This is a genomic window from Frankia umida (genome assembly GCF_023242945.1).
Taxonomy (GTDB): domain Bacteria; phylum Actinomycetota; class Actinomycetes; order Frankiales; family Frankiaceae; genus Frankia; species Frankia umida.
In genome coordinates this window covers 41413-65304 of the sequence record NZ_JALKFT010000004.1, presented here as the reverse complement: position 1 = coordinate 65304, position 23892 = coordinate 41413, and the positions used below count along the sequence as shown (strand labels likewise).

General features: G+C 71.7%; 20 protein-coding genes. 7 read left to right on the top strand and 13 right to left on the bottom strand.

Translation table 11 applies throughout. The features are described from left to right. From MXD59_RS05530 to MXD59_RS05510, 5 genes are all read right to left on the bottom strand, one after another. A partial coding sequence (locus MXD59_RS05530; RefSeq protein WP_248823711.1) for a GOLPH3/VPS74 family protein occupies positions 1-690 on the bottom strand: 690 nt, incomplete at its 3' end. Between the two features lie 155 nt (positions 691-845). Further along, on the bottom strand, positions 846-1451 hold the full coding sequence (locus MXD59_RS05525; RefSeq protein WP_248823710.1) for a response regulator transcription factor: 606 nt from the start codon (positions 1449-1451) through the stop codon (positions 846-848). Beyond that, positions 1448-2902 carry a sensor histidine kinase gene (locus tag MXD59_RS05520; RefSeq protein WP_248823709.1) on the bottom strand — a complete coding sequence of 485 codons (1455 nt, stop codon included), beginning with the start codon at positions 2900-2902 and terminating at the stop codon, positions 1448-1450. The genes MXD59_RS05525 and MXD59_RS05520 overlap by 4 nt, the downstream gene beginning before the upstream one ends. After that, positions 2902-3714 carry an ABC transporter permease gene (locus tag MXD59_RS05515; RefSeq protein WP_248823708.1) on the bottom strand — a complete coding sequence of 271 codons (813 nt, stop codon included), beginning with the start codon at positions 3712-3714 and terminating at the stop codon, positions 2902-2904. Before MXD59_RS05515 ends, MXD59_RS05520 begins: the two co-directional genes overlap by 1 nt. Continuing rightward, positions 3711-4742: an ABC transporter ATP-binding protein gene (locus MXD59_RS05510; RefSeq protein WP_248823707.1), complete on the bottom strand. Its 1032-nt coding sequence runs from the start codon at positions 4740-4742 to the stop codon at positions 3711-3713. The genes MXD59_RS05515 and MXD59_RS05510 overlap by 4 nt, the downstream gene beginning before the upstream one ends. Positions 4743-4951: 209 nt before the next feature. Here MXD59_RS05510 and MXD59_RS05505 point away from each other — a divergent pair, with 209 nt between their 5' ends. Continuing rightward, complete coding sequence (locus tag MXD59_RS05505; RefSeq protein ID WP_248823706.1) at positions 4952-6784, top strand: MFS transporter; 1833 nt, start codon at positions 4952-4954, stop codon at positions 6782-6784. Between the two features lie 70 nt (positions 6785-6854). Beyond that, entirely contained in the window at positions 6855-7499 is a 645-nt protein-coding gene (locus tag MXD59_RS05500; protein WP_248823705.1) for a helix-turn-helix domain-containing protein, read from the top strand. Here the strand turns inward: MXD59_RS05500 and MXD59_RS05495 are convergent. Beyond that, on the bottom strand, positions 7402-8553 hold the full coding sequence (locus tag MXD59_RS05495) for a PP2C family protein-serine/threonine phosphatase (protein ID WP_248823704.1): 1152 nt from the start codon (positions 8551-8553) through the stop codon (positions 7402-7404). The two genes, MXD59_RS05500 and MXD59_RS05495, sit on opposite strands and share 98 nt — an antisense overlap. Before the next feature lie 177 nt (positions 8554-8730). Further along, a complete protein-coding gene (locus tag MXD59_RS05490; protein ID WP_248823703.1) occupies positions 8731-9405 on the bottom strand; it encodes an ester cyclase in 675 nt (224 codons plus the stop codon). An 812-nt stretch (positions 9406-10217) separates the two neighbouring features. On the opposite strand from MXD59_RS05490, the gene MXD59_RS05485 reads away from it, so the two are divergent. Beyond that, positions 10218-10991: a hypothetical protein gene (locus tag MXD59_RS05485; protein WP_225438200.1), complete on the top strand. Its 774-nt coding sequence runs from the start codon at positions 10218-10220 to the stop codon at positions 10989-10991. Positions 10992-11060: 69 nt separating this feature from the next. On the opposite strand, the gene MXD59_RS05480 is transcribed toward MXD59_RS05485, so the two are convergent. The 4 genes from MXD59_RS05480 to MXD59_RS05465 form a co-directional block, all read right to left on the bottom strand. Then, entirely contained in the window at positions 11061-12590 is a 1530-nt protein-coding gene (locus MXD59_RS05480; protein ID WP_308301650.1) for an LCP family protein, read from the bottom strand. Between the two features lie 364 nt (positions 12591-12954). After that, entirely contained in the window at positions 12955-14796 is a 1842-nt protein-coding gene (locus MXD59_RS05475) for a sensor histidine kinase (RefSeq protein WP_248823702.1), read from the bottom strand. A gap of 227 nt (positions 14797-15023) precedes the next feature. Continuing rightward, a complete protein-coding gene (locus MXD59_RS05470) occupies positions 15024-15611 on the bottom strand; it encodes a nucleoside/nucleotide kinase family protein (protein WP_248823701.1) in 588 nt (195 codons plus the stop codon). Positions 15612-15618: 7 nt separating this feature from the next. Then, positions 15619-17271 (bottom strand): MFS transporter, encoded by a 1653-nt coding sequence (locus MXD59_RS05465; RefSeq protein WP_248823700.1) that lies wholly within the window; start codon positions 17269-17271, stop codon positions 15619-15621. A gap of 379 nt (positions 17272-17650) precedes the next feature. Here MXD59_RS05465 and MXD59_RS05460 point away from each other — a divergent pair, with 379 nt between their 5' ends. Next, positions 17651-18274 carry a TetR/AcrR family transcriptional regulator gene (locus tag MXD59_RS05460; RefSeq protein ID WP_248823699.1) on the top strand — a complete coding sequence of 208 codons (624 nt, stop codon included), beginning with the start codon at positions 17651-17653 and terminating at the stop codon, positions 18272-18274. 28 nt (positions 18275-18302) lie between these two features. Here the strand turns inward: MXD59_RS05460 and MXD59_RS05455 are convergent, their stop codons facing one another. Further along, entirely contained in the window at positions 18303-18707 is a 405-nt protein-coding gene (locus tag MXD59_RS05455; RefSeq protein WP_248823698.1) for an RNA-binding S4 domain-containing protein, read from the bottom strand. A gap of 9 nt (positions 18708-18716) precedes the next feature. After that, a complete protein-coding gene (locus MXD59_RS05450; protein WP_248823697.1) occupies positions 18717-19412 on the bottom strand; it encodes a YdcF family protein in 696 nt (231 codons plus the stop codon). A 281-nt stretch (positions 19413-19693) separates the two neighbouring features. On the opposite strand from MXD59_RS05450, the gene MXD59_RS05445 reads away from it, so the two are divergent. The 3 genes from MXD59_RS05445 to MXD59_RS05435 all read left to right on the top strand — a co-directional run bounded on the left by MXD59_RS05445 (position 19694) and on the right by MXD59_RS05435 (position 23843). After that, positions 19694-20578, top strand: coding sequence for a TIGR03621 family F420-dependent LLM class oxidoreductase (locus tag MXD59_RS05445; RefSeq protein ID WP_248823696.1), 885 nt, complete (start codon positions 19694-19696; stop codon positions 20576-20578). A gap of 151 nt (positions 20579-20729) precedes the next feature. Continuing rightward, positions 20730-21524, top strand: coding sequence for a class I SAM-dependent methyltransferase (locus MXD59_RS05440; protein WP_248823695.1), 795 nt, complete (start codon positions 20730-20732; stop codon positions 21522-21524). A gap of 72 nt (positions 21525-21596) precedes the next feature. After that, the gene (locus MXD59_RS05435) at positions 21597-23843 is read left to right on the top strand and encodes a TerD family protein (RefSeq protein WP_248823694.1); all 2247 of its coding nucleotides are present in this window, start codon (positions 21597-21599) and stop codon (positions 23841-23843) included. Positions 23844-23892 lie beyond the last annotated feature (49 nt).

Genomic DNA, 23892 nt, shown 5'->3' with positions numbered 1-23892 from the left:
CCCCGCCGGGGGCCGGGGGGGGTGGCCGCCCCGGGGGGGGCCCCCGGGGGCGCCGGGGGGGGGGGCGGCGGGGGCCGCCGCCTGCTGGGCCTCCTGGATGACCTTGCGCACGATGGGCGCGATCGGCGTCTGGTCCGTCGCCGTTCTGATCCGCTCCTTGGCCTGCCTGCGGTCGGCGCGCGCCGGCGCGACCACCTCCAACAGCCGGGATGGCCCCGACAGCGCCAGCACCGTCGCCGTGCGCGGGTCGAGCGGCCCGTCGCTGGCCGCCGCCGCCCGCATCCGCTCGACGACCTCGTCCCGGGCCCTGGGATACAGCACCGGATGGCGCGTGACCGGTACCAGCAGCACCCGGTCCCGTCGCCGCCCCAGCACCCCTTCCTCCACCAGTCCGTCGACCACCCGCGACCAGGCCCCGCCGAGCCCCTTGTCCATCCGACGCAGCTGGTCGGCGGCGCGCCGGCCACGCAGCGTGCCGAGCAGGGAATGCGCGTCCGCGAGCAGCGGATGGCTCGGCGCGGGACCCGCCGGGGCGAGGCGCCGCCCGTCCTCGACGACGAGCCCGTCCAACCCGAGCTCCGCGACCAGCGCACCGCCGAGCGCGACGTTCAGCGGCGAGCGGGAACTGTTCACCGCCGTGCCGCGCTCCGGGTCAAGTGCCAGCAGCAACAGTTCCTCGGCGAGCAACATGGCGCCCCCTCGTGATCGTCCGCTCGACGCGGGTCAGAAGTCCGAGGATCATGCCCACCCTTCGCCGTGGCAATCGTCCGTCGCCTCCCGGACACCCCCTCGCGCCCCCGCACCCAGCCCGTCGCGGCGCCTGGTGGTTGTCGGTGGGGGAGGGGTCAGAGCCAGCCGGCCTCTTCGGCGGTGCGCAGGGCCTCCATGCGGTTGCGGGTGCTGGTCTTCGCGATCACGGCGGAGAGGTAGTTGCGCACGGTGCCCTCGGAGAGGAAGAGGCGTCCGGAGATGTCGGCGACCGTGGCGCCGTCGCGGGCGGCGACCAGGACGTCACGTTCACGTCCGGTCAGGGGACTGGCGCCGCCGGCGAGGGTGGCGGCGGCCAGGGTCGGGTCGACGACGCGTTCGCCGCGGGCGACCCGGCGGATGGCGTCGGCGAGGGCCTCCGCCGGAGCGTCCTTGACCACGAAGCCGAGCGCGCCGGCCTCCATGGCGCGGCGCAGGTAGCCGGTGCGGCCGAAGGTGGTCACCACGAGCACCTGGGTGCGGGGCGCGGTGGCGCGCACGGCCGCGGCGGCGGCGAGGCCGTCGATGCCGGGCATCTCGACGTCCATCAGGACGACATCCGGGTGCAGCACTGTGACCTGCGCTACCACCTCGTCGCCGCGGCCGACCTGGCCGACGACCTCGATGTCCTCCTCGAGCGCCAGCAACGCCGCGAGCGCTCCCCGCACGAGATGCTGGTCATCCGCCAGCAACACCTTGATCATCCCGGGTTCCCCCGCTCCTGACGACTCGTGACCACATCCTCGAGCTGGAGCTCGACGGGCTGGAGGTGGACGGGCTGGCCCGCGACAGGGCTGATCATCGCGGCATCGACGTCCACGGGGTCGACCACCACAGGGTCGACGTCGACGCGCAGCCGGAAGCCGGGCCGCGGTTCGCCCGGATGCGCAGGCCCTGCCCGCAGCTGCCCGCCGGCGGCCCGGACCCGTTCGGTCAGGCCCGCGAGCCCCGTACCCGCGCGAACGATCCCACCGGACGTGGGCGTCCCGCGGGACGTGGATGGGCTGTGGGATCGGCCGCGGCCGTCGTCGACGATCTCGATGGAGCAGGGGCCCAGGGTGACCCGCAGGTGGTCGGCGCCGGAATGGCGGACCGCGTTGGTGACACCTTCGCGGACCACCCAGCCGAACAGTTCCCGCAGCTGGCCGGGGACCTCGTCGCCGGAGGCGGGGAGCTGGGCGCGGATGCCGGCGGCGGCGAGCACCTGGCGGGCGGCGGCGAGTTCGGTGACGAGGCTGACCTCGCGGTAGCCGGCGACGGTGGCGCGCACGTCGGCGAGGGCCTGGCGGCCGAGGGTGGCGACCTGGGCCATCTCGTCGGCGGCGCGGGTGGGGTCGCGGGCGGCGAGCTTCGAGGCGAGTTCGGCCTTGACCGTGATGGTGGTGAGCGCATGGCCGAGCAGGTCGTGCAGGTCACGGGCGATCCGCAGGCGTTCCTGCTCCTTGGCGAGGCGTTCGATCTCCTGGTTGGCGCGGCGCAGTTCGGCCTGGTTACGGGTGCCGGCGCGGATGCCGTGCATGGCGATCGCGGCGAACAGCACCGGTGTGGACGTCGACCACTGCGGGCCGGTGACCTGCCACCAGGCGATGTGCGCGGGCAGCCAGGTGTCGACGGCGGCGATCGCGACCACCAGCGGGATGGACACGACCGGACGCAGCAGCAGGGTGAGCGCGACGGCGAGGTAGACGGTCATGACCAGGCCGCCGCCACCGACGATCGGCAGGTAGACGGCGATGCAGGCGGTCATCCCGAGGATCAGCGGGTAACGGTAGCCCCGGCGGCCCTCGAAGACGGCCAGCGGCAGCGCCCACAGGTAGACGGCGCTGAATCCGGTCAGCACGACGCAGCCGAAGACGACGGTGGCGGCGTCGTCGTGCAGCGTGGTCATGTCGCTGACGGCGTAACCGAGGTAGATGAGGAAGACGCCGCCGACCCGCCGCCAGCGCCAGGCGCCCATCCCGTGCTCGCCCGGGCGGGGCACCGGCACGGGCGAGAACAGCCAGCGGCGCAGCCCGTCACCCATCGTCATCGCCGCCTCCCCACCGCGCGCGCCGAGCCCGCCGAGCCCGCCGGATGTGCCGAGCCCACCAGATGTGCCGGACGTGCCCGGCGCGTCGGATCTGCCGGGCGTGCCGCCGGTGGCTCGGGGTGGCATCAGGTGCGCAGCTGGTCGCGCAGGTAGGCCCGCCCGGCGGCGGCGCCGAGCAGCAGCGTCCAGATCACCAGGGTGACCAGGCCGCGTGCGCCGACCCAGCCGCCCTCGAGCACCGCCCGGCCGGCCTGCGCCGACCAGAACATCGGCAGCAGCTTCACGATATCGGCCAGCCAGTCGGGGAAGTTCTCCACCGGCACCCAGATCCCGCCGGCCAGGGCCAGCAGGCTGAACAGTCCACCGATGATGGCCTGCATGTTCTCCGGCCGGACGAGATAGCCCAGCCAGATCGCGAAGGCACCCAGGGGCACCAGGCCGAGCAGGATCGACACGCCCGCACCGAGGTAGGTCCCGACCGACAGGTGGACGCCCCGCATCGACGCCCCCGCGACGTAGACCGCCACGATCGGCAGCACCGCGAGGCTGAACCCGACCCCGAGCTTGCCGAGCACGTACTGCGGGCCGGACAGCGCGGTGAGCCGCAGCTGCCGGTTCCACCCGATCGACCGTTCCAGCGAGATCCGCCCCGCCGTCCCGAGCACCGCGTTCATCGCCCCGAAGGACGCCATGCTGATCATGATGTAGGGCGCGACGGTGAGTCCACCGAGCCGATCATCACCGCTGGACGAGCTGAACGCCGCGAACAGGATGATCGGCAGCACCAGCATGAAGATGAGCACCCGCGGGTTGCGCCACGCCCGCCGTACCTCCGTGCGGACGTAGCGCAGATAGGTGGTCAGTGCCGGCGCCGTGGCGCTCCACGCCACATCCGGCTCGTCCGCCTGGGCCTGGCCGTACATCTCACCGGCGGTCATCGGTACGCCTCCGTCCGGTCCGCGGAGTCCGCGGAGTCCGCGGCGGCTGTGCGGTCAGTGCGGGATGTGCGGCCCGCGAGGTCGGCGGGGGTGGGGAGGTCGGTGGTGAGGGCGACGAAGGCGTCCTCGAGGCCGGCGCCGACCACTTCGAGGTCGCGGGCGGTGGGGAAGGCGGTGAGCAGGGCGCGCAGGGCGCTGTCGCTGTCGGGGCAGGTCAGGGCGATCGATTCGCCGCGATGCTCGACCCGGGCGACACCGGGCAGGGCGGCGAGCGCCGACAGCGCGGCGGCGTCCAGGCCGGGCAGGGTCGCGCGGATGCCGCGCCCACCGACGAGGGCCTTCACCTCGGTGGTGGGGCCGTCCGCGATGACCCGGCCGCGGCGCAGCAGGACGATGCGGTCGGCGAAGTCGTCGGCCTCCTCGAGGTAGTGCGTGGCGAACAGGACGGTGCGTCCGGTGGCGGCCCAGGCGCGCATCGACGACCAGAAGGCGCGGCGGCTCTCCACGTCCATGGCGGCCGTCGGTTCGTCCAGGACGATGAGGTCGGGGTCGGGCAGCAGGGCGAGGGCGAAGCGGACCCGCTGGCGCTGCCCGCCGGAGAGCCGGTCGGTGCGGGCGCCGGCGAGGTCGGTCACGCCGGCGCGGGCCAGCACGTCGTCCACGGTCAGGGCGTTCGGGTACAGGTCGCGCACCGATGCGAGCATCCGGCCGACGGTGATCTCCGGGAGCAGGCCGCCGTTCTGCAGCATCGCGCCGACCCGGCCGGCGACGCAGGCCTGGCGGGGGCTTCGGTCGAACAGCCGCACCTCGCCGTCGTCCGGGCGGGTCAGGCCCAGCAGCATGTCGATCGTGGTGGACTTGCCGGCGCCGTTGGGCCCGAGCAGCGCCACGATCTCACCGGCGGCGATGGTGAGGTCCACGCCGTCGACGGCCTGGACGCCGCCGTACCGCTTGCGCACGCCACGCAGCGCCACACTCGACGCCACCACGCCGGACGGCCCGCCCACCGCGTAAGGGTCACTGGTCATGACCATGATCTTCCTCCGCGGTGATGCTTCGCCCAGTCATGACCGTCACCGGTTGACCATGACAGTTGTCATGCCATCCCGGATGAAGGTGACGGAACCACCCAAAGATGTCGCGGAACCACCCAAAGATGTCAGCGCACGGCGATCGGGCGCGATGAATTCCGTCACATCTACCGCTGACGTGAGATGGAGGGGCTAGCGTCCGTGCCGTGACGACTCCCGACTCCGCCGCGGCGAGCGGCAGCGGCAACTACAAGTGGATCGCGCTGTCGAACACGACAGTCGGCATCCTGATGGCGACGATCAACTCGTCGATCCTGCTCATCGCGCTGCCGGACATCTTCCGGGGGATCAGGATCGACCCGTTGGCGCCGGGGAACACGTCCTACTTCCTGTGGATCCTGATGGGATTCCTGCTGGTCACCGCGGTGCTGGTGGTCAGTCTCGGGCGGGTCGGCGACATGTACGGCCGGGTCCGGATGTACAACCTCGGCTTCGCGATCTTCACGGTGTTCTCGATCCTGCTGGCGGTGACGTGGATGCACGGCACCACCGCCGCCCTGTGGATCATCATCATGCGGGTCGGGCAGGGCGTGGGCGGCGCGTTCCTCTACGCCAACTCGAGCGCGATCATCACCGACGCCTTCCCGGAGAACGAACGCGGTCTCGCCCTCGGCATCAACGGTGTCGCGGCGATCGGCGGGTCCTTCCTCGGGCTGCTCATCGGCGGTCTGCTCGCCCCGGTGGAATGGCACCTGGTCTTCCTGGTGTCGGTGCCGTTCGGGGTGTTCGGGACGGTCTGGGCCTACCTGAAGCTCAAGGACAACGGAGAACGCCATCCCGCCCGTATCGACTGGGCCGGCAACATCACCTTCGCCGTGGGTCTGGTCGCGATTCTCACCGGCATCATCTACGGTCTGCAGCCCTACGGCGGGCACACGATGGGCTGGACGAAGCCGTTCGTGCTGATCTGCATGTTCGGTGGGCTCGCGGTGCTGGTCGGCTTCGTGTTCATCGAACTGCGCTCGCCGGACCCGATGTTCCGACTGGACCTGTTCCGCCGCCGTGGCTTCCTGATGGGCAGTCTCACCGGACTGCTCAGTTCGCTCGCCCGCGGTGGTCTGCAGTTCATGCTGATCATCTGGTTGCAGGGGATCTGGCTGCCGCTGCACGGTTACAGCTTCGAGCGGACCCCGCTGTGGGCCGGCATCTACATGATTCCGCTGACGGTCGGTTTCCTGCTCGCCGGGCCGCTGGCCGGACGCCTCTCCGACCGTTTCGGTGCCCGCCCGTTCGCCACCCTGGGGCTCGTCCTGATGGCCGCCGCGTTCCTGCTGTTCGACGTGCTGCCGATCGACTTCAACTATGTCGCGTTCGCCGCGGTTCTGCTGCTGATGGGCCTCACGATGGGCCTGTTCGCCGCGCCGAACACCAGCGCCGTGATGGGTTCGCTGCCCGCGGACGGGCGTGGCGCCGGCGCCGGCATGCTGAACACCTTCCAGAACGCCGCCAGCGTCCTGTCGATCGGCGTGTTCTTCACGATCATCGCGCTGGGGCTGGCGTCCTCGCTGCCCGGGTCGATGTTCTCCGGGCTGGTCGGCCAGGGCGTCGACCCCACCGCGGCGCACCAGGCCGCGGACCTGCCGCCGATCGGCAGCCTGTTCGCCGCGTTCCTCGGCTTCAACCCCACCCAGCAGGTGCTCGGCCCGGATGTCCTGAACGCCCTGCCCCCGGACAGGGCGGACTTCCTCACCGGCCACACCTTCTTCCCCAACCTCATCGCCGGCCCGTTCGGCGACGGCCTGCACCTGGCCTTCGGCTTCGCCGCCGCGATCTGCCTGCTCGCCGCCGCCCTGTCCTGGCTGCGTGGCCCCGACACGGCACGACGCTCCGCCGCGGGCGGTGCGGCCAGCCAGGAGGGTTCGGTCGCCCACGAGGGTGTGGGGCTGGCCCTGGCCGACGTCGGTGACGTCGCCTCCCTCGAGGACGGCGCCGGCGGGCTGCTGCGCTCCACCGCCCCCGACACCTCCCGCGGGCGGTGAGACTGTGCCGTTGCCCTCGGGTGACATCATGATCGCGTCATCGCGCGGCGCTGTGCGGAACAATTGCCGGGTGGGTGACACAGGCACGGCGCCGGACACGACGACCTCAACGCTGGCCCGGTCAGCGGCGGCGACCACGCCGTCCGGACCGGGGCGGGATCTGCGCGGGATCGGGCAGGCCGCCCAGGAGCTCGGCGTGTCCATCCGGGCGCTGCGTTACTACCAGGAGATGGGCCTGATCACCCCGTCCGGACGGACCGCCGGGGGCAACCGGCTCTACGCCGAGGAGGACCTTGACCGGGTCCGCCGCATCCGGGAACTCCAGACGTTGCTCGGCTTCAACCTGGACGAGATCCGGCTGATCCTGGCCAGCGAGGACCGGCTCGTCCAGGTCCGGGTCGAATACCGGGCCACCTCCGACGACGGCGACCGGATGCGGCTGCTGATCGAGGCGCAGCAGACCTACGAGCGGCTACGCGGCGAGGTCAGCGACAAGATCAGGCGGCTCGAGGCCTTCCGCGGCGAACTGGACGAACGGCTCGCCAGGAACCAGCAGGTGCGCTCCGCCGTCGTGCACGCCCGGACCGCCACCGACCCGGCCGAGGCGGCCGAAGCGGTCACAACGGTCCCGACGGAGCCGACGGCCCCGGGGGCGTCGGCGGTCCCGGAGGAGTCGGGGCGAGCTCGACCGCCAGCAGCGCCACATCGTCGCTGAGGGTGTCATGCGTCCAGGCGCGGACGCGCCGGGCGAGATCGGCCAGCGCGTCGTCCAGGTCGCGGCCGCCGCGCCCGGCGAAGGCGGCCTCCACCTGCGCCTGCAACGGGAAGAACTCGCCGGTGGCGGGGTGTCGGGCCTCGCTGACGCCGTCGGTGTAGAAGAGCATCCGGTCGCCGGGGCGCAGCATGATCGTCACCTCGTTGTTCGCGCCGGCCAGCAGCGCCAGCGGTGGCAGGCGGATCGCGACCTGCATCGGACGGACTTGGCCCGCGCGCACCAGCAGCGGGTCGGGATGGCCGGCGTTGACCAGGGTGAGCCGATCGTCGTCGACCTGGCCGACGACGGCGGTGACGAAGTCGTCCAGCCCGCAGACCGTGGCGGCTTCGGCGTCCAGGGCGGTGAGCAGGTCGAACAGGTCGTCCACCTGGCGGGCGGCCAACCGGAAGCAGCCGAGCACGCGGCTGGCGACCCGAACCGCGCCCAGCCCCTTGCCCCGCACGTCCCCGATGATCAGACGGGTGCCCCACGGGGTGTCCAGCACCTCGTAGAGATCACCGCCGACGCGTGCCTCGGCGGCGGCGCTGGCATATCGGACGGCGAGGCGTAACGGCCCCGCCGACGGGGCCAGCGGGGTGAGGATCGACTGCTGGGCCACCTCGGCGACCCGGCTGACGTTCGCCAGCTTCGTCTCCCGGCGGGTGTTGTAACGGCTCGCCAGCACCGCGAGCACCCCGCCCAGAGCCACCCCGCCGAGCCGGACGGCCTGCGCCGCCGGTCCGCCGCCGTTCTGCTCGAACAGGCCGTCATGCAGGCCGAGCAGGAGCCCGTCGAGCACCGCCAGCACGCCGTAGAGCGCGGTCAGCGCCGGTCCGGCGAAGGTGGCGGCGAGCATCGGGGCGAGAACCGCCAGCTCCAGCACGGTCCACTCCCGGTTGGCCAGCTGCAGCCCCGAGACCAGCCCGAGCATCAGCAGCGGCAGCGCCCGGATGAACCACCGAACCCGGCCGCCGCCGATTCCGGCCTGGTCAGGGGCGCTGCTCGGGCGCCTCATGGCAGGGCGCATACCCGCCCCCGAGGACGGCGAAGCCCCGGGGCCGCCGCCGGCTGGGAGCCCGGTCGGCCCCGGCGCCCGCCACCCGGCCAGGACCGGCCGAGCGGATCGTCAGCGGGCACTCAGCGGGCACTCAGCGGGCACTCAGCGGCCGGTCGGCGGATGCTCGGCGGCTGGTCAGCCGTGCGCGTGGGGGTTCGGCGTGAGCTGGCCGCGGGCGAGCTGACCGAGGAAGTCGGTGTTGTCGTAGTAGTGGTGTGTTTCGGTGATCCGCAGGTCGTCGGTCACCTTCGCGACGGTGATGCCGAACATCTCGATGCGCTCACCGGTCGGCTCCACCCCCTTGTACGGCCCGCTGAACGTCCCCCAGTGCCGCCACTTGAACGTGATCGTGGGCGGCGGCGAGTAGACCTCCAGCACCTCCCAGAAGAAACCGCCCGGAAACGCCTCGTGGAACACGTCATGGGACGACTCGAACGTCTCCTGCTCGGCCGAGTAGTACGGGTTCTCCCCGATCAGGACGTTGTAGCTGCCCCGCTCGGCCAGTTCCGCGCTACCGACGGGCTGCCCGCCGTTGACGCTGATCACGACCTTGTCCGCCACCATGCTGACCCAGTCGGCGGGATTCTTCTTGTGCGACAGCTCCATCTCGAACACCTGGACGACTCGCTCGACGATGTCCGCGAGGGAACCGGGCGCGTGCTGCGAGGTGCGTTCCGCCGGCATGTCCTGATGGGACAGGTGGTAGTCCGGCGGTGCGCCGTCCCGCCAGACCGCGTCGGCCGAGGCGGCGATGACCGCCTCCCGACCCTGCACGTGCAGGGGCTGGTCGGGTGTCGCAGTGTCGCTCACGCGTACATCCTTTCGTGGTTGTTCGAGCATGATGCCACCACGAAGGCCATGACCTGGTCATGGCCAGGTGATGGTGGGCCGCCCCGGCAGTGTGTCTCACCTGGGGATGGTTCATCCCGGTGAAAATCCTGGAATGTGGGCGAGAACACCTGGTGGCGGCGGCCGGTCAACGACCCACGAAATTGTCCCTGACCGGAGGGGTTTCGGGAAGGGCCGGAAGTCCGTCGACTACGGCCACCTGGTCCCCGAACTTTCCGCGCCGCACGTGGCACAATGCAGCCCCCGCGCTGGTCGAGTGGGCCGGATGGTGTGGCCACCGGGCCCGTCGGTGGTGGTGTTCCGGTGCTTTTGTTTGCTGTGAGGATGACATCCGCGCTGGCCTGGCGGACGCTTTCTGGATGGGGGCGATGTGGATGGCGAGTTGGCCTGGCGAGTTCCTGGCCTGGGCGGGCGGCGGATGCGAGCCTGGAGCGGGTGACACCGCCGGGTGGCCCGGGTGCCGTGGCGCCGATGCGCAGGCAGTCGCGGTCGCGGGGGTCGGCACAGCGGCGAGGCGATCGTCCGGCGCGCGTCGCCGTGGCATCGACGGTTGCCGGCGGCGGCCGGGGTGAGCCGTTGGGTAACCGAACGGGGGTAGAGGCATCACCGTAAAGGGCTAGCTGCAATCCTCTTACCAGCCAATTCTGACTATAAAAGGCGTGGCTGGAGCAAGCTGGCCCGCAGATGTTGACCGGCCGTTCACGCCGCGCTGCCACCCTCGGCTCGGCGCACCGGATGGCCGTGTCCGGCAGAACGTCAGTGAAGGGATCGAGATGGGCGGACCAGGACCAGCCGCGAGCGCGAGTGCGGGCGCGGGGACTGCCACGGGTGCGACGCCCGGCCCGGCCCGGGGCCCGCTGATCGTCGGCGTGGACGCCGGCTGTGTCACCCTGCATGACGCCGACCTGCTCGTGCACCGGCTGGTCGAGGCTCTGGACCTGCCCGCCGACACCGTCGCCTGCACCCACACGGTCGGGGCGGGCACCGGTCACGTCGCACTGTCGTTCGCCCTGCCCCGGGACTGGCAGGACCGGGCGTCCTGGCGCCGGGTGGCCTACCTCGCCGGTGACCTGGCCGCCGCCGAGCTGACGGCGGCCAGAAGGGCCGCGGCGGGGCTGGGCCGTGGCATCGGTGCCGCGGCGGCCGATCTGGCCCTGACCGGCTTCGTCGAGGTGGAGGCCCTCATCGCCGGCCCGGTGGGGGTGGCCACGGCGGCCGAGCGCATCGGCCCACCGATCCTCGCGGACGGCGCCGCCCAGGCCGTCGCCGACCACACCGAGCGTCAGGGCGGCCGGGCGGTGGTGTACCCGGGAGTCAGCCGGCTGCGCGGCACGGTGTCCGTCGAGACGGTGCTCGGTCAGACCGCCGTCGGCCGGGTGGTCGCCCCGGTCGGCCAGGCCGCGCCCCGACGTTCGGACCTGTTGCGCACCCGCAACCACGTCCGCCCGGTGTGGCGCGACGGCGTCCTCACCCTGCACACCGCCGCCGAACGCGGCCGGGTCTTCGCCCCCTCCGAGGTTCCCCCCGCGGCCGCCGGCCTGGGCTGAGACGTCGAGCGCCGACCGGGTGACCAGCCGGTCGGACGGCCGGCCCCGGGCGCCGCGATCAGGGCGCGATCAGTAGGTGCAGGACGGAGCGTCCGGCGGGTCGGCGGGAGCGCCGGCGCCATCCGGTGCCGCGCTGGCGCCGGTGGTCGCACCAGCACCAGCACCAGCGCCGGCGGAACCGCCAGCGGTCCCGGGCGCGGGGGCGGGGGCGGGTGTGAGGGTCGGGGTCACGACGGCGGTGAAGTCGGAGCCCAGGACGAGCTGGACACCGGTGATGGACGAGTCGGCGATCAGCCCCGCGCCCGGCACGGCGGCGGCCACGGTGCGTGCCTCTGCCTCCTGGCCGGGGCCGTAGCTGACCCGGGACGTCTCGTGGGTCAGCACCGAGGCGTTGCCGGCGTTGCGGGCGCGGAAGCCCTTGGCGGTCAGCTGGGTCGTGACCTTCGCGGCGAGCCCGGCGCGCGAGGAGCCGTTGTAGACCGAGACGCGGACCTGGGACGGTGACGCGGTGGCGCCGGGGCTGAGCGCCGGGCCGGCGGCACCGGAATCGTCGCTGACCGTGGCGCCTTCGACATGACCACCCAGCGGGCTGACGAGGCGGGCGAGGTCGTCCGGGCGGTAGAACTGCACCGAGGCGCGGTTGCCGTGCAGCAGGATGTCGCCGAGATCGTCGACGGCGCCCTCGGCCCGGGTCGGCGCGTGGGTGGGCACGGTCTGCATCTTGATGCCGCCGTTGGTCAGCCCGCGGATGCGGGTCGCCAGGGCCGGCAGATCGGTCAGGTCGGTGTGTTCGTCGAGGGTGAGCGCACCCGCGGCGGCGGACACCAGACGCTGGCTCTTGATCGGGTTCGTCAGCGTGTCACCGCTCATGATCTTGTGGAACATGGCGCCGATGAACTGCTGCTGACGGGCGATGCGGTCGGTGTCGCCGGCCGGCAGGCCGTGGCGCTGGCGGACGAAGGCCAGTGCCTGGTCGCCGTTGACCTGGACGGTTCCCGGGCCGCCCCGGAAGCCGCTCATGGGGTCGTTGGTGTTCGTGCTCGTGCGCCAGCGGCCGTTGTCGTCCTGGAAGCGCTGCGCCGGACCGGTGAACGGCTTGATGCACACCTCGACGCCACCGATCGCATCGGTGATCTTCTTGAATCCCTGGAGGTCCATCGAGATGTAGTGGTCGACATCCATGCCGGTCAGGCTCTGCACGGTCTTGACCAGCAGCGCCGGGCCACCCGAGGAGATCGCCGAGTTGAACTTGTCCTTACGGGTGGAATAGTGCTTGCCGTTCGAGTCGGTGTATTCGGGAATCGTGACGTACATGTCCCGCGGGAACGAGATCATGGTCGTGGTGCCGTTCTCGTCGAGGTGCGCGAGGATCGTCGTGTCGGAGCGCTGCCCCTCGACGTCGCCGTACGCGCCGCCGGTGCCCTCCCGGCTGTCGGTGCCCACGATCAGGTAGTTCGCCTTGTTGACGCCACCCGATCCGTTCGAGGATCCCAGGCCGAGGTCGATCCGGCTTACCTTCCCGTTGATCCACGAGTAGGTCGCCCATCCGCCGACGGTGACCAGCAGTACGCAGCAGGACAGGAACGCGAGAGCCGCCACCAGGCCGCGTCGACGCCCGGGTGGACGCCCTCCGCCCGGGGCGGGTCGACCGGCCCGGCCGGGCCCGGAACCCCGTGGATCCAACCGGGGTGGAAGTACTCGCGTGTCGCGCTGCAGCTGCGGTGTGGTCACATCCCGCCTTTCCTCGAGGGACCCTGCGGGCAGGGTCCGACGTAGTGCGGAAAGTAACACGTATGGGCGGAAGACTCCCATTGGGGGTGCGCCATTCTTTCCGCGTAACGGACACGATGCACCGGCCCCGACGGGGTCTTGACAACCACCCCGGCCGGACGCCTCAGGGCCGGCCATTCGGACCGTCTCCGGGGGACCCACCCGGGGGTGACGGTACGGTCAGGTGGTGCGGTCAGCCGGTGGGCACGGACCAGTGCACCCGGGTGCCGCCACCGGGCGGGCAGTCCAGGCGAAACGTGCCACCGAGGCCCTCGGCCCGGCTGCGCAGGTTCGCCAGGCCACTGCGCCGGGTGGTCTCCCCGAGGCCGACGCCGTCGTCCACGACATCGACGGTGACCTGCCCGTCCGCCGCCCGCACGGTCACCTCGACGGTATGGGCGGTGGCGTGCCGGGCGGCGTTGGACAGGGTCTCGCGCACCACGGCGGTCAGATGGTCACCGACGGTCGCGTCGATCGCGCTGTCGACCGGGCCGTCCAGATGCAGCCGGGGGGTGAAGCCGAACGCGTCCGCCATGTCGTCGATGATGCCGAGGATCTTCGCGCGCAGGCCGCTGCCGGTGGCCGGGGTGGAACGTCCCCGCAGTTCGAAGATGGTCTGGCGGATCTCCCGGACGGTCTCGTCGAGATCCTCGACGTAGGTGTTCATCCGCTCGGCGCGTTCGGAGCGTTCCTCGCTCGCGGCCAGACCCTGCAGGCCCATCGCCACCGCGAACAGCCGTTGCATCACATGGTCGTGCAGGTCCCGGGCGATCCGGTCGCGGTCCTCCAGCAACGACAGTCGTCCGCGGGCGGCGCGGGAGCGGGCCAGCTCCAGCGCGAGCGCGACATGGGCGGCGAAGGCGGCGGCGAGCTCCAGATCCTCGTCGGTGAACAGGCCGCTGCCACGTCGGCGACCCAGCACCAGTGCCCCGGACGTGACCTGGCTGGCGATCAGCGGCACGATCATGATCGGGCCGATGTCGAGGGCGTCGAGTTCCGACCCGCCGAGCGTGCGTACGTCCGCGGCGACCAGCGGCGCCCGGTTGCGCACCGCCTGGCCGGCCAGTGACGCGTCCATCAGGACCTGCCGGGTGCGCAGCAGGTCCGCGTCATGCCCGCCGGCGACGTCGTAGGTGAGCGCTCCGGCCGCCGGATCGCACAGCGCGAGCGCGGTGGTGTCCGCGCGGGCGACGGCGCCCGCCCGCGCGACGATCAGCTCCAGCGGGTCCTCGCCGTCGGCGAGCAGATGCCGGGTGATGTCCGCGGACGCCTGCGACCACAGCTGGCGGTGCTGTGTCTCGCCGAACAGCCGGGCGTTGTCGATGGCCACCCCGGCATTGGCGGCCAGGGCCTGCACGAGCTCCTCGTCCTCGGTGGTGAACACCCGCCCGCCGCGCTTCTCGGTCAGGTACAGATTGCCGAAGATCTCGTTGCGCACGCGGATCGGGACGCCGAGGAACCCCTCCATCGGCGGATGACCCGCCGGGAAGCCCACCGCACCAGGATGATCGGCGATGTCGTCGAGACGGACCGTCGCCGGCTCGGCGATGAGCATCCCCAGCACACCGTCGCCCCGGGGGGTGCGCCCGATCGCCTCGACGACACCCGGGTCCATGCCCACGTGGATGAACTGCTCCAGATGGCCGTCGCGGGCGATCACCCCGAGGGCCCCGTAACGGGCGTCGACGAGCTCGCAGGCGGACTCCACGATGCGCCGCAGCACCACGTCGAGGCTGAGGTCCGCGGTGATCATGCGGTTCGCCCGCAGCAGCCCGCGCAGCCGACCCTGGGTGGCCAGCACGTCCTGCGCCCGGTCGACCAGCTGGGCCAGCAGTTCGTCAAGTTCGAGCCGGGCGACCGCCGGAAAGATCAGCTCACCCGGAGCCGCCTTCGCCCCGCCCCCGCCCGCCCTGCCGGGCCCGCCGGGATGCTCCGCGGGTGGGGAGACCGCCTCCGTGGTGTGCGGGCCGACCTCGTGGTCGGTGCGGTGGTCGGGATGCGCGGGGCGCGACGGCCAGTCGTCGGTCGTCGGCATCGCCTGGCCTCCTGTCCGCCATCCACCATGGTCACCGCAGCCCTGTAATCCTCCTCTGCGATCCTCGGCCTGGTCGGCCGCCCTGCCCAGGGACCTACGGCCCGCCCGCCCAGGTCCTTGCGACTGCCCCCCGCCCGGGCTGGCCCGCGCGGGGGGTGGCGATCCGGTACCCGCGCCCGTGGCCCGAGGCGTCCGGCGTGCGACGTCCGGGGAGCCCGGTGTCGGCGTCAGGCGTCAGGGAGGCTGGCGTGCGGGGAGTCGGTGTCGGTACGCAGGATGATGTCGGCGCGGGAGCGGGTGTCGTCCTGGACGAGCAGTGCGGCTTCCTGGGCGGCCCAGGTGTCCCAGTGCCCGACGTAGACGTCCCCGTCGCGGGCGAGGGCGCGGGTGCGACGCAGCGCGGTCGACGCCTCCAACCAGACCAGCAGGCTCAGGTACGGTGCCGCCGCCCGCGCACCGGCCCCGACTCCCTCGACGACGAGCAGCCCCCCGTCCACCGACAGTGGACGCGGTTCCCGCCAGGCCCGCGCCGTCCAGTCGTAGTGGGGGACGCGGGGCGTGCCGCCGGCGGCGAGCGGGACGAGGACGTCAGCGACCAGCCGTTCGATGCCGGCGGCGAGGCCGTCCCAGCCGCCGTAGAGATCCTCGAGGCTCACGCACGGTGCGGCCAGCAGCCGGCCCAACCGGGCAGCGAGGGTGGTCTTGCCGGCGCCGGAGCGTCCGTCGAGAGCGAGAACCCGCACGTGACCGGCTCGTGGCGGCGCCGCGCGCAGGGCCGCCACGAGCGCCGTCAGGTCGGCTTCGGGGACGTCCACCCGTGGCTCAGCCGCCAAGCTGCGGCGCGGCGGCCGGCGGCTGCGCGCCTGGCTGTGCCTGGATCGCTGGCTGTGCCTGGACGGCCGGCTGGGCCGGTCCGTCGGGTCGGGGCCCCGCGGTGGGAGCCGGGCCGGTGGGCTGGCCGGACGGCGGTGCCTGGTTGATGAAGTCCTTGCGACGGATGAGGGCCAGGGCGAGAACCCCGCCGACGAGCGCGATGCCGCCGGCGACGATCAGCAGGTCGTTGATCGCATCGGCGAAACCGGAATGGATCGCGTTGCCCAGCGCCGCACGGCTGTTCGGGGCCGTGGTCGCGAACAGGCTGTCGGCCTCGCCCTGGCGCAGGCTGTCGGCGATGCGCTCACCCTGACCGCGCAGCGCCGGGACGGTGTCCAACGTGTCGTTGATGCCGCTGGTGAGCCGCGCGGAGAAAATCGACCCGAGAGCGGCGATACTGACCGCCATGCCGATCTGGCGGAAGGTCGTGTTCGCACCGGACGCCATTCCCGTGCGAGCCGGCGGAACGACTCCCACGGCGGTGGACGCCAGCGGCGGATTCACCATCCCACTGCCGAATCCGGCGACCAGGAAACCGGGAACGAGATGCGTCCAGTCGCTGCCGGCGTCCAGCCCGGTCATCAGCAGCAGACCGGCGCCGGTGAGCAGCAGACCCGGGCCGACGAGGAACCTGGTGGGCACCACGCCGCTCAACCGGCCCGCGGCGGTCGAGGCGACCAGCGCCACCACACTGACCACGAGCATCCGAAGACCGGTGCCCAGCGCCGAATAGCCCAGGTCGTTCTGCAGGAAAAGCACCAGGTAGACGAACATCGCGTACAGCGAGCCGTTGATCGCCATCGCCGCGACCGATCCGCCGAGGAACGTGGGCGTGCGCAGCAGTGAAAGATCGAACATCGGGTGGGCAACCCGCTTCTCCACCAGCGCGAACACCACGATCATCACCGCGCCGCCGATGATGCAGGCCAGTACCGCCGTCTCCGTCCACCCGGCCTCGCCGGCGCGGATGAGCCCGTAGACCAGCCCCACCAGGCCCGCGGTGAGTGTGGCGAATCCGGCCCAGTCCGGCCGATGGGCCACCGGCGGACGGGACTCCTCCACCTTCCGCAGCGTCAACGCGATCGCGGCGACGCCGATCGGCACGTTCACCAGGAAGATGCCCCGCCAGCTGATACCCGTGATGATCAGCCCACCGAGGATCGGCCCCAGCGAGGTCGCGATACCGGTGACCGCTCCCCAGATGCCGAACGCCACCCCCCGGTCGCGGCCTCGGAAACTATGTGCCAGCAGGGCCAGCGACGTGGCGAACAGAATCGCGCCACCGACACCCTGCACTCCCCGGGAGACAATCAGCATCAGCGCCGACTGGGACACCCCGCACAGCAGCGACCCAAGAGTGAAGATCCCGAATCCGATGATGAACAGCAGCCGCCGTCCATACAGGTCGGCGAGTGAACCGGCGGTCAACAACAGCGACGCCAGCGTCAGCGCGTACGCATCGATCACCCACTGCACATCCGCGAAGCCGGCATGCAGCCCGGTCTGTATCTCCGGTAGGGCGACGATCACAATTGTCACGTCCAGCAGCAACATGAACGTGGCGCCGCAGACGACGAGCAGCGTCCACCATTTCCGTTCCATGAATCTCCCCGGTTTCGCTGTTGTCCGTCGCCGTGCCTGGCCGTCGCCCGCTCTCGCGGATGCGGTGGTCCGGCTTATGCTGTGGTCTCGCCGGTGCCGTGGTATCGGCTGTGTCGGTGGTTCTGCCGGTGCCGTGGTGGGCGGTGTCGGAACCAGAGTAGGGATCGACTGACCGTCGGTCAATGCACTGACTGACGGTCAGTCGGTGACGTTAGGATGTGGACGACTCGAGGGCGGCCGGCGCGGTCGTGAGGCCTGGGGTGGCGTCCACGAGTCGTGTCCCATCCGGGTTCGTCGCAGTTTTCCGGGTAGTGGGTTCAATGTTCTGGGAGGTGGCGTGTCCAGGTACCGGTCGGCAGACGAACGCAGGTCGCAGCTGATGGCCGCGGGCTCGGAGCTGTTCGCGACCAAGGGTTACAGCTCCACCACGCTCGATGACATCACCCGCCGTGCCGGCGTGTCGAAGGGGCTGTTCTACCAGTACTTCCCTTCCAAGGAAGGGCTCGTGTTCGCCCTACAGGAGAAGGCCTCCCGCGAGTTTGCCGCCCGCGTCAGCGCCGCGGCCGCCGCCCGCGCCGACTGGCCCGGCAAGCTCGACGCGGTGGTCCTGGTCTGTTTCGAGCACTTCACCGGCGGGGCGACCCACGGCGGATCGTTGTTCCAGCACCTCCCCGGCGAGATCGCCGACCCACGCGGCCCTGATTCGTCCGGCCACAAGGCTGCCCACCAGCACCTGGTCGAGGTGATCGGCGGCCTGCTGCACGCCGGCGTCGCCGCCGGTGCCTACCGCATCGACGACGTCGAGGCCACCGCGCTGCTCTTCTTCACCGCCCTGCACGCCTTCGTCCGCCCCCTGCGCCACGACGACGACTCCGTCAGCGACGCCCGCCTTGTCCGCGCCGCCCAGCATCTCGTCCGCGGCGCCGCCGGCGTCTCGTCCGCCGGCGTCTCGTCCGCTGGCGTGCCGGAGGTCGGCGTCCCCACCGTGGGCGTCGACAGGTGATCTCGCCCCGCCGAGGGTGAGTGCGGGATCAGCGAGGTGGTGCGCCGGTGCCGGTGCCGGTGCCGGTGCCATGTAGACGTTCCCATGCGCGGCGGTCCCGTTTGGTGGGACGGCCGGCGCCCCGGTCGCGCAGGGCGACCGGGGCCGCCGAGTCCCGCACGACGGGCGGGCTGTGGTCGGTGTAGCACTCGGCGGCGACGGGCGGGCCGACCCGCTGGCGCAGCACCCGGGTGATGACGACGACGCGTTCCCGGCCGGCCAGCCGCACGCGGATCTCGTCCCCGGGGTGCACCAGGTGGGCGGGCTTCGCCCGCTCACCGTTGAGTTTCACGTGCCCGGCCCGGCAGGCGATGGTGGCCTGCGAGCGGGTCTTCGTCAGCCGCACGCACCAGATCCACGTGTCGAGACGGGCGGAGTCCTGCGGTGACGCCATGGGGTAACTCTACGAACCGGGCTCGGCCGCCGCGATCGGTTTTCCCTCCTGCCCGGCAACGGCGGCGGTGCCGCCGGCGACCTCCCGCGCCGCGAGGGGCGTCCCCGAGAGCCGGGCCCGCAGACGACGCATCGGAGGACGGGTCACGGCGTAGACCGCGGTCGGCACCTTCAGCCGCAGCCGTTCGAACGGCCGGTAGTCGTCCGCCGGGACCAGCCGGGCGGCGAGGTCGGGACGCTGCCGGTGCAGGTAGCGACGTCCACGGGCGGCGTGCAGCGGGTCCGAGACGATCGCGATGGTGCGCGCCGACTCCAGCCACGGCACCGAGAAGCCGACGTTCTCCCAGGTGCTGGTCGCCGCCGTCTCCACCAGGATCTGAGCCGCGGGCACCCCGAGGACGTCACGCGCGTACGCCGCCATCGTCTCGGCCTCGGTGGGTATGCCCGGCGGTCCACCGCCGCTGAAGATCAGTCGACTGTCCGCGCCCGCGCGCAGCGATCGGACCCCCATCTCGGTACGCCATCGCTGCAACGGATGCAGCTCACCGTGCCGCGTCGCCGGAAAGCCCAGCACCAGCACGACCTGCGCCCCACGCTCCCCGCGCCGGACGTGGGCGTGCTCCCCGTACAGCCGCCGGGACGCCCGCCAGTGCAGCATCTCGGCCAGTCCGATCGGGATCGCCGCGACGGCGACCGCCGCGGCCACCGCCCGCGGGCCCGATGCTTTTCGGCGACCCCACGTCCCGCGCGGACCACGCGCTTCTCGGCACTCGCCCGCCGCCCGGGCGAGCTGGGCTACCTCCAGCGTTCGTGCAGGTCGGACGGCCCGCGCAGACGGCCCCGCCCATGTCGGCGGGAGGGTATGGCTGTGTGCGGGCACACTGCCATCCAACACCGTGGCTGGACGCCGCGGCTGTCCGGAAGTGTCACAGCCGATCGGTAGGATCAAGATCAGATAACCCGAGGAGGACAACCCGAGGAGGGTGGATGAGCGAGCGGCCGTTCCGGTTCGGGTTGAACGTCATGGAGCTCACGGGGCCGCTCGAGGTGGCGGCACTGGCCCGTCGGGTCGCCGAGCTCGACTACGACGTCCTGCTCGTACCCGACCATCTGGGCTTTCCGGCGCCGTTTCCCACGCTGGTCGCCGCGGGTGCCACCGCGGATCTGCGGCTGGGCACCTTCGTTCTGAACGCGGCGTTTCACAACCCCGCGCTGCTGGCCCGAGAGGTCGCGTCCACGGATGTGCTGACCGGTGGGCGGTTCGAGCTCGGCATCGGCGCGGGCTATGTGGCCGAGGAGTTCGAAACCGCGGGGCTCGCGTACGGCACCGCCCGCGACCGGCTGGACCGTCTCGTGGCCGTTGTCGACACTGTCTACGCCCGGCTGGCCGACCCCGGGGTCGCGCCGCGCCCGACGCAGCCGCGGGTGCCGCTGCTGATCGGTGGCAATGGCAACCGGTTGCTCACACTCGCCGGCGAGCGCGCCGACATCGTGGCCTTCACCGGCGCGGCGCCGGCCCCGGACGATCCGAGCGCCTTCCGGATTCTGACCGCGGACGGGTTCGCCGAACGGGTCGCCTTCTTCGAGCGGGCCGCCGGGGCGCGGGCCGGTGTGATCGAACGCAACCTGCTGGTGCAGGACGTGCAGATCACCGACGACCGGGAGGCGGCCCTGGCCGCGCGGGCCGGGCGCATGCCGCACCTGAGCGCCGCCGAGCGCGCCACCGTCCCGACCCTGCTGGTCGGCAGCGTCGAGCAGATCGCCGCGCAGGTACGGCAGCTGCGTGACCGGTTCGGCATCACCTACATCACCATCCTGCAGCCAGCCCTGGAGTCCTTCGCCCCGGTGATCGCCGCCCTACGCGGCACCTGAGCGACCGCGTCCGTCCCACCCGGTGGGAAACCGCCGCGGTGCGCACGTCCCGCGGCGTGGGTGCGCCGCGGTGTGGATGTGCCGCGGCGTGGGGATGCGGGCAAGCGGAAACTCGGTGGCCGGGGGAGGGCGGCGCTGGGACGATGAAGCGGTGGCGATCGATGGGCGCGCGGGAGCCGCACCGCGGGAGGCCGGGTTCGACGACCTGGTGACGCAGGCGGCGGCCGCCCCGGTGCAGGGCTGGGACTTCTCCTGGCTGGAGGGTCGGGCGAGCGAGCAACGACCGTCCTGGGGCTACGCCCGGTTGCTGGGGCAGCGGATGGCTCAGGCCGACACGGCGCTCGACGTGCAGACCGGCGGGGGAGAAGTCCTCGCGTCCGTGCCGCGACTCGCCCGGCGCACGGCGGCGGTGGAGTCCTGGCCGCCGAACATCGCCCGCGCCGCCGCGCTGCTCCGTCCGCGTGGGGTCGCCGTGGTGGCGGCGGATGGGGACCGCGGCCTGCCGTTCGCCGATGCCACCTTCGACCTCGTGGTGAGTCGGCATCCCGTGGCCACCTGCTGGCCGGACATCGCCCGGGTGCTGCGACCAGGCGGAAGCTACCTGTCCCAGCAGGTCGGGCCGGCCAGCGTGGCCGAGCTGACCGAGTTCTTCCTCGGCCCGCAGCCGGCGCGGGTGCGTCACCGGCGCGATCCCGCCGCGGCGCGCGCCGCCGCGCGGGCCAGCGGGCTCGACGTCGTCGACCTGCGCGCCGAGACCCTGCACACCGAGTTCCGCGACGTCGGCGCCGTCATCTACTTCCTGCGCATGGTGATCTGGATCGTGCCCGGCTTCACCGTCGACCGTTACCGCGAGCGCCTCGTCGACCTGCACCGCCAGATCCGTGACATCGGCCCGTTCACCGCCCGCGCCACCCGCTTTCTCATCGAGGCCCGCCGCACCCGCTGACGCCACCGTCCCGGCGGATCACCGCCGGTTGGCGGCCGGTACCGCGTTGTTCACCAGCGATATGGTCCTGTCATGTGCGCTGCGACAACCGCGGCCATGCACAAGGGGGAAAATGTTGTCCTCAGTGCGTTGGCCGACGATCTTGGTTCCATCTCGGTCATCCTCGAGTGGGCGGCCGGCCCGGAACAACCACTTGACGCCGATGTCAGTGTGCTGCTTCTCGGCGATGACGGTAGGGTGCGTTCCAACGATGATCTGATCTTCTACAACCAGCCGTCGGGTGCCGGCGGCGCGGTTCGCCTACGGGGTAAGACGCGTACGCCCGACGATGAGTCCGTCGTGTACACGGACATCATTGATCTCGATATGGACGATGTTCCGGACAGTGTCGAACGAGTCCTGCTGGCGGCGAGCCTGGATGGCGATCTGGGTTCGTTGGCGGACCTGAAGTACCTGGGTCTTCGCCTGCTCCGGGGATCGGACGCGGTCGAACTGCTGCGGTTTGACGTCGCCGCGACACAACAGGAGACGGCCTTCGTACTCGGGGAGGTCTATCGCCGCGCCGGTCAGTGGAAGTTCCGGGCTGTGGGCCAGGGCTACGACAGCGGGCTCGGGACCCTCGTCACCGAATACGGCGTCGAGGTCGACGCGGACGACACGGATCCCGCCGCGGGTCTCGACGATGACGCCACCATCGGCGAGACCACGGACACCGGGGCGAGTCGCCCGGGTCCGGTCGATGCGAACGCGAACAGTGCCGGTGGGACAACACCCGCCGGGTCCGCCGTGGCGGGCGACCTGACGGGTGGCACCGATCCGCGGGATCCGCGGGGTACGACCGCGGAGACGTCCGGGCCGACGGTGGCATCGCCCGCCGCCAGGAGCGGAACCGGCGCGGCGGACGGTGTGGGCGCGGCACCCGGGACGGCCGGGTCGGGCCGTCAGGCCACTGGCGTCCGACGCGCACACACGGTCACCACCAGAAAGCGGGTGGCGGCGCGGCGCCTGTCCGCGTCGAGGGGGCGGCGTGCCCTGGCGGTGGAGACGGAATCGCAGTGGCAGGCCGCCCGGCTCTTCCCGGTCGCGGGTATCGGCGGGGCCGCCGAACAGGAACGTCGGGCGACCTCCGCGCTGCTGGCCACCCTTGGCGCGGTACGCGAGTTCGGTCGTTCCCTGACGACCCGGTTCGGCGCGCCGGCCGGCCAGATCGAAACGTTCCTCGAGGTCCCGTTCAATCTCGAGGAACGTCCCTACATTCCGGACGGCCTGATCCGGGTCACGCGGGGGCAGCGGATCTGGACCGCGCTGGTCGAGGTGAAGACGGGTTCGGGTGAGCTTACGGCCGAGCAGGTCGGCGCCTACCTCGACATCGCACGCGACCAGCAGTTCGATGCCGTGATCACGATATCCAACCTGATCACCACCGCGGACGAGCGGCACCCGGTCGGTATCGACGGCCGCCGGACCAAAAAGGTGGCGGTGCACCATCTCTCCTGGGCTGACATCCGGTTTCGCTGCCAGCTCCTGCTGGAGAACGACATGGTGGCCGATCGAACCCAGGGGTACATCCTCGCCGAGTTCCTGCGCTATCTCGAGCACGGACGTTCCGGCGCCCAGACCTTCGAGGACATGGGCCCCACCTGGGTGACGGTGCGGGACAGCGTCGCGGCGGGCACTCTTCGTCCCTCCGACCGCGGGCTGTCCGCGGTGGCCGGCCGGTTCGATCAGCTGGCGCACTTCCTGTGTCTGCACCTCGGTGGTCTGCTCGGGGTGGAGGCGATGCCCCAGTCCGGCCGCCGCTCGGACGCGCTGAGCCGCCGTCAGGCCCTGGCCGACGAGCTGTGTCGAACCGGGACCCTGTCGGCGACCCTGCGGATTCCCGGTGCGGTGGCGCCCTTGGTGGTCAGCGCTGATCTACGGGCTGGACGGGTGGTGTGTTCGGTCACCGTCGAGGCTCCCCGGCAGGGCCGTCCGATGACAAGGGTCCGTTGGATCCTGAGGCAACTGGGCGAGGCCAACGGCAACCTTCGGCTCGAGTCCTTCGAAACTGGCTCGCGGGATGCGGTACGCGCGGAACTGCTGGCGCTCGTGCGACAGAAACCCGAAATCATGATCTCCGACTCGGCGCGTGACATCCGGGCTTTCCGGGTCTCGCTGAGCGCGCCGCTGGGAACCAAACGAGGCGTGGGCAAGGGAACATTCGTGACCTCTGTCATCGAAACGCTCGAGCGGTTCTACGAAGAGGTCGTGCAGAACCTGCGTGAATGGCAGGGCTCGGCCGACGGGGCAGCCGTGGACGACGGAACCGGTGCGGCATAGGGCCGCGCACCGCGAACGCGGCCGCGTCGTTGGAGCACGATCTTCTTTG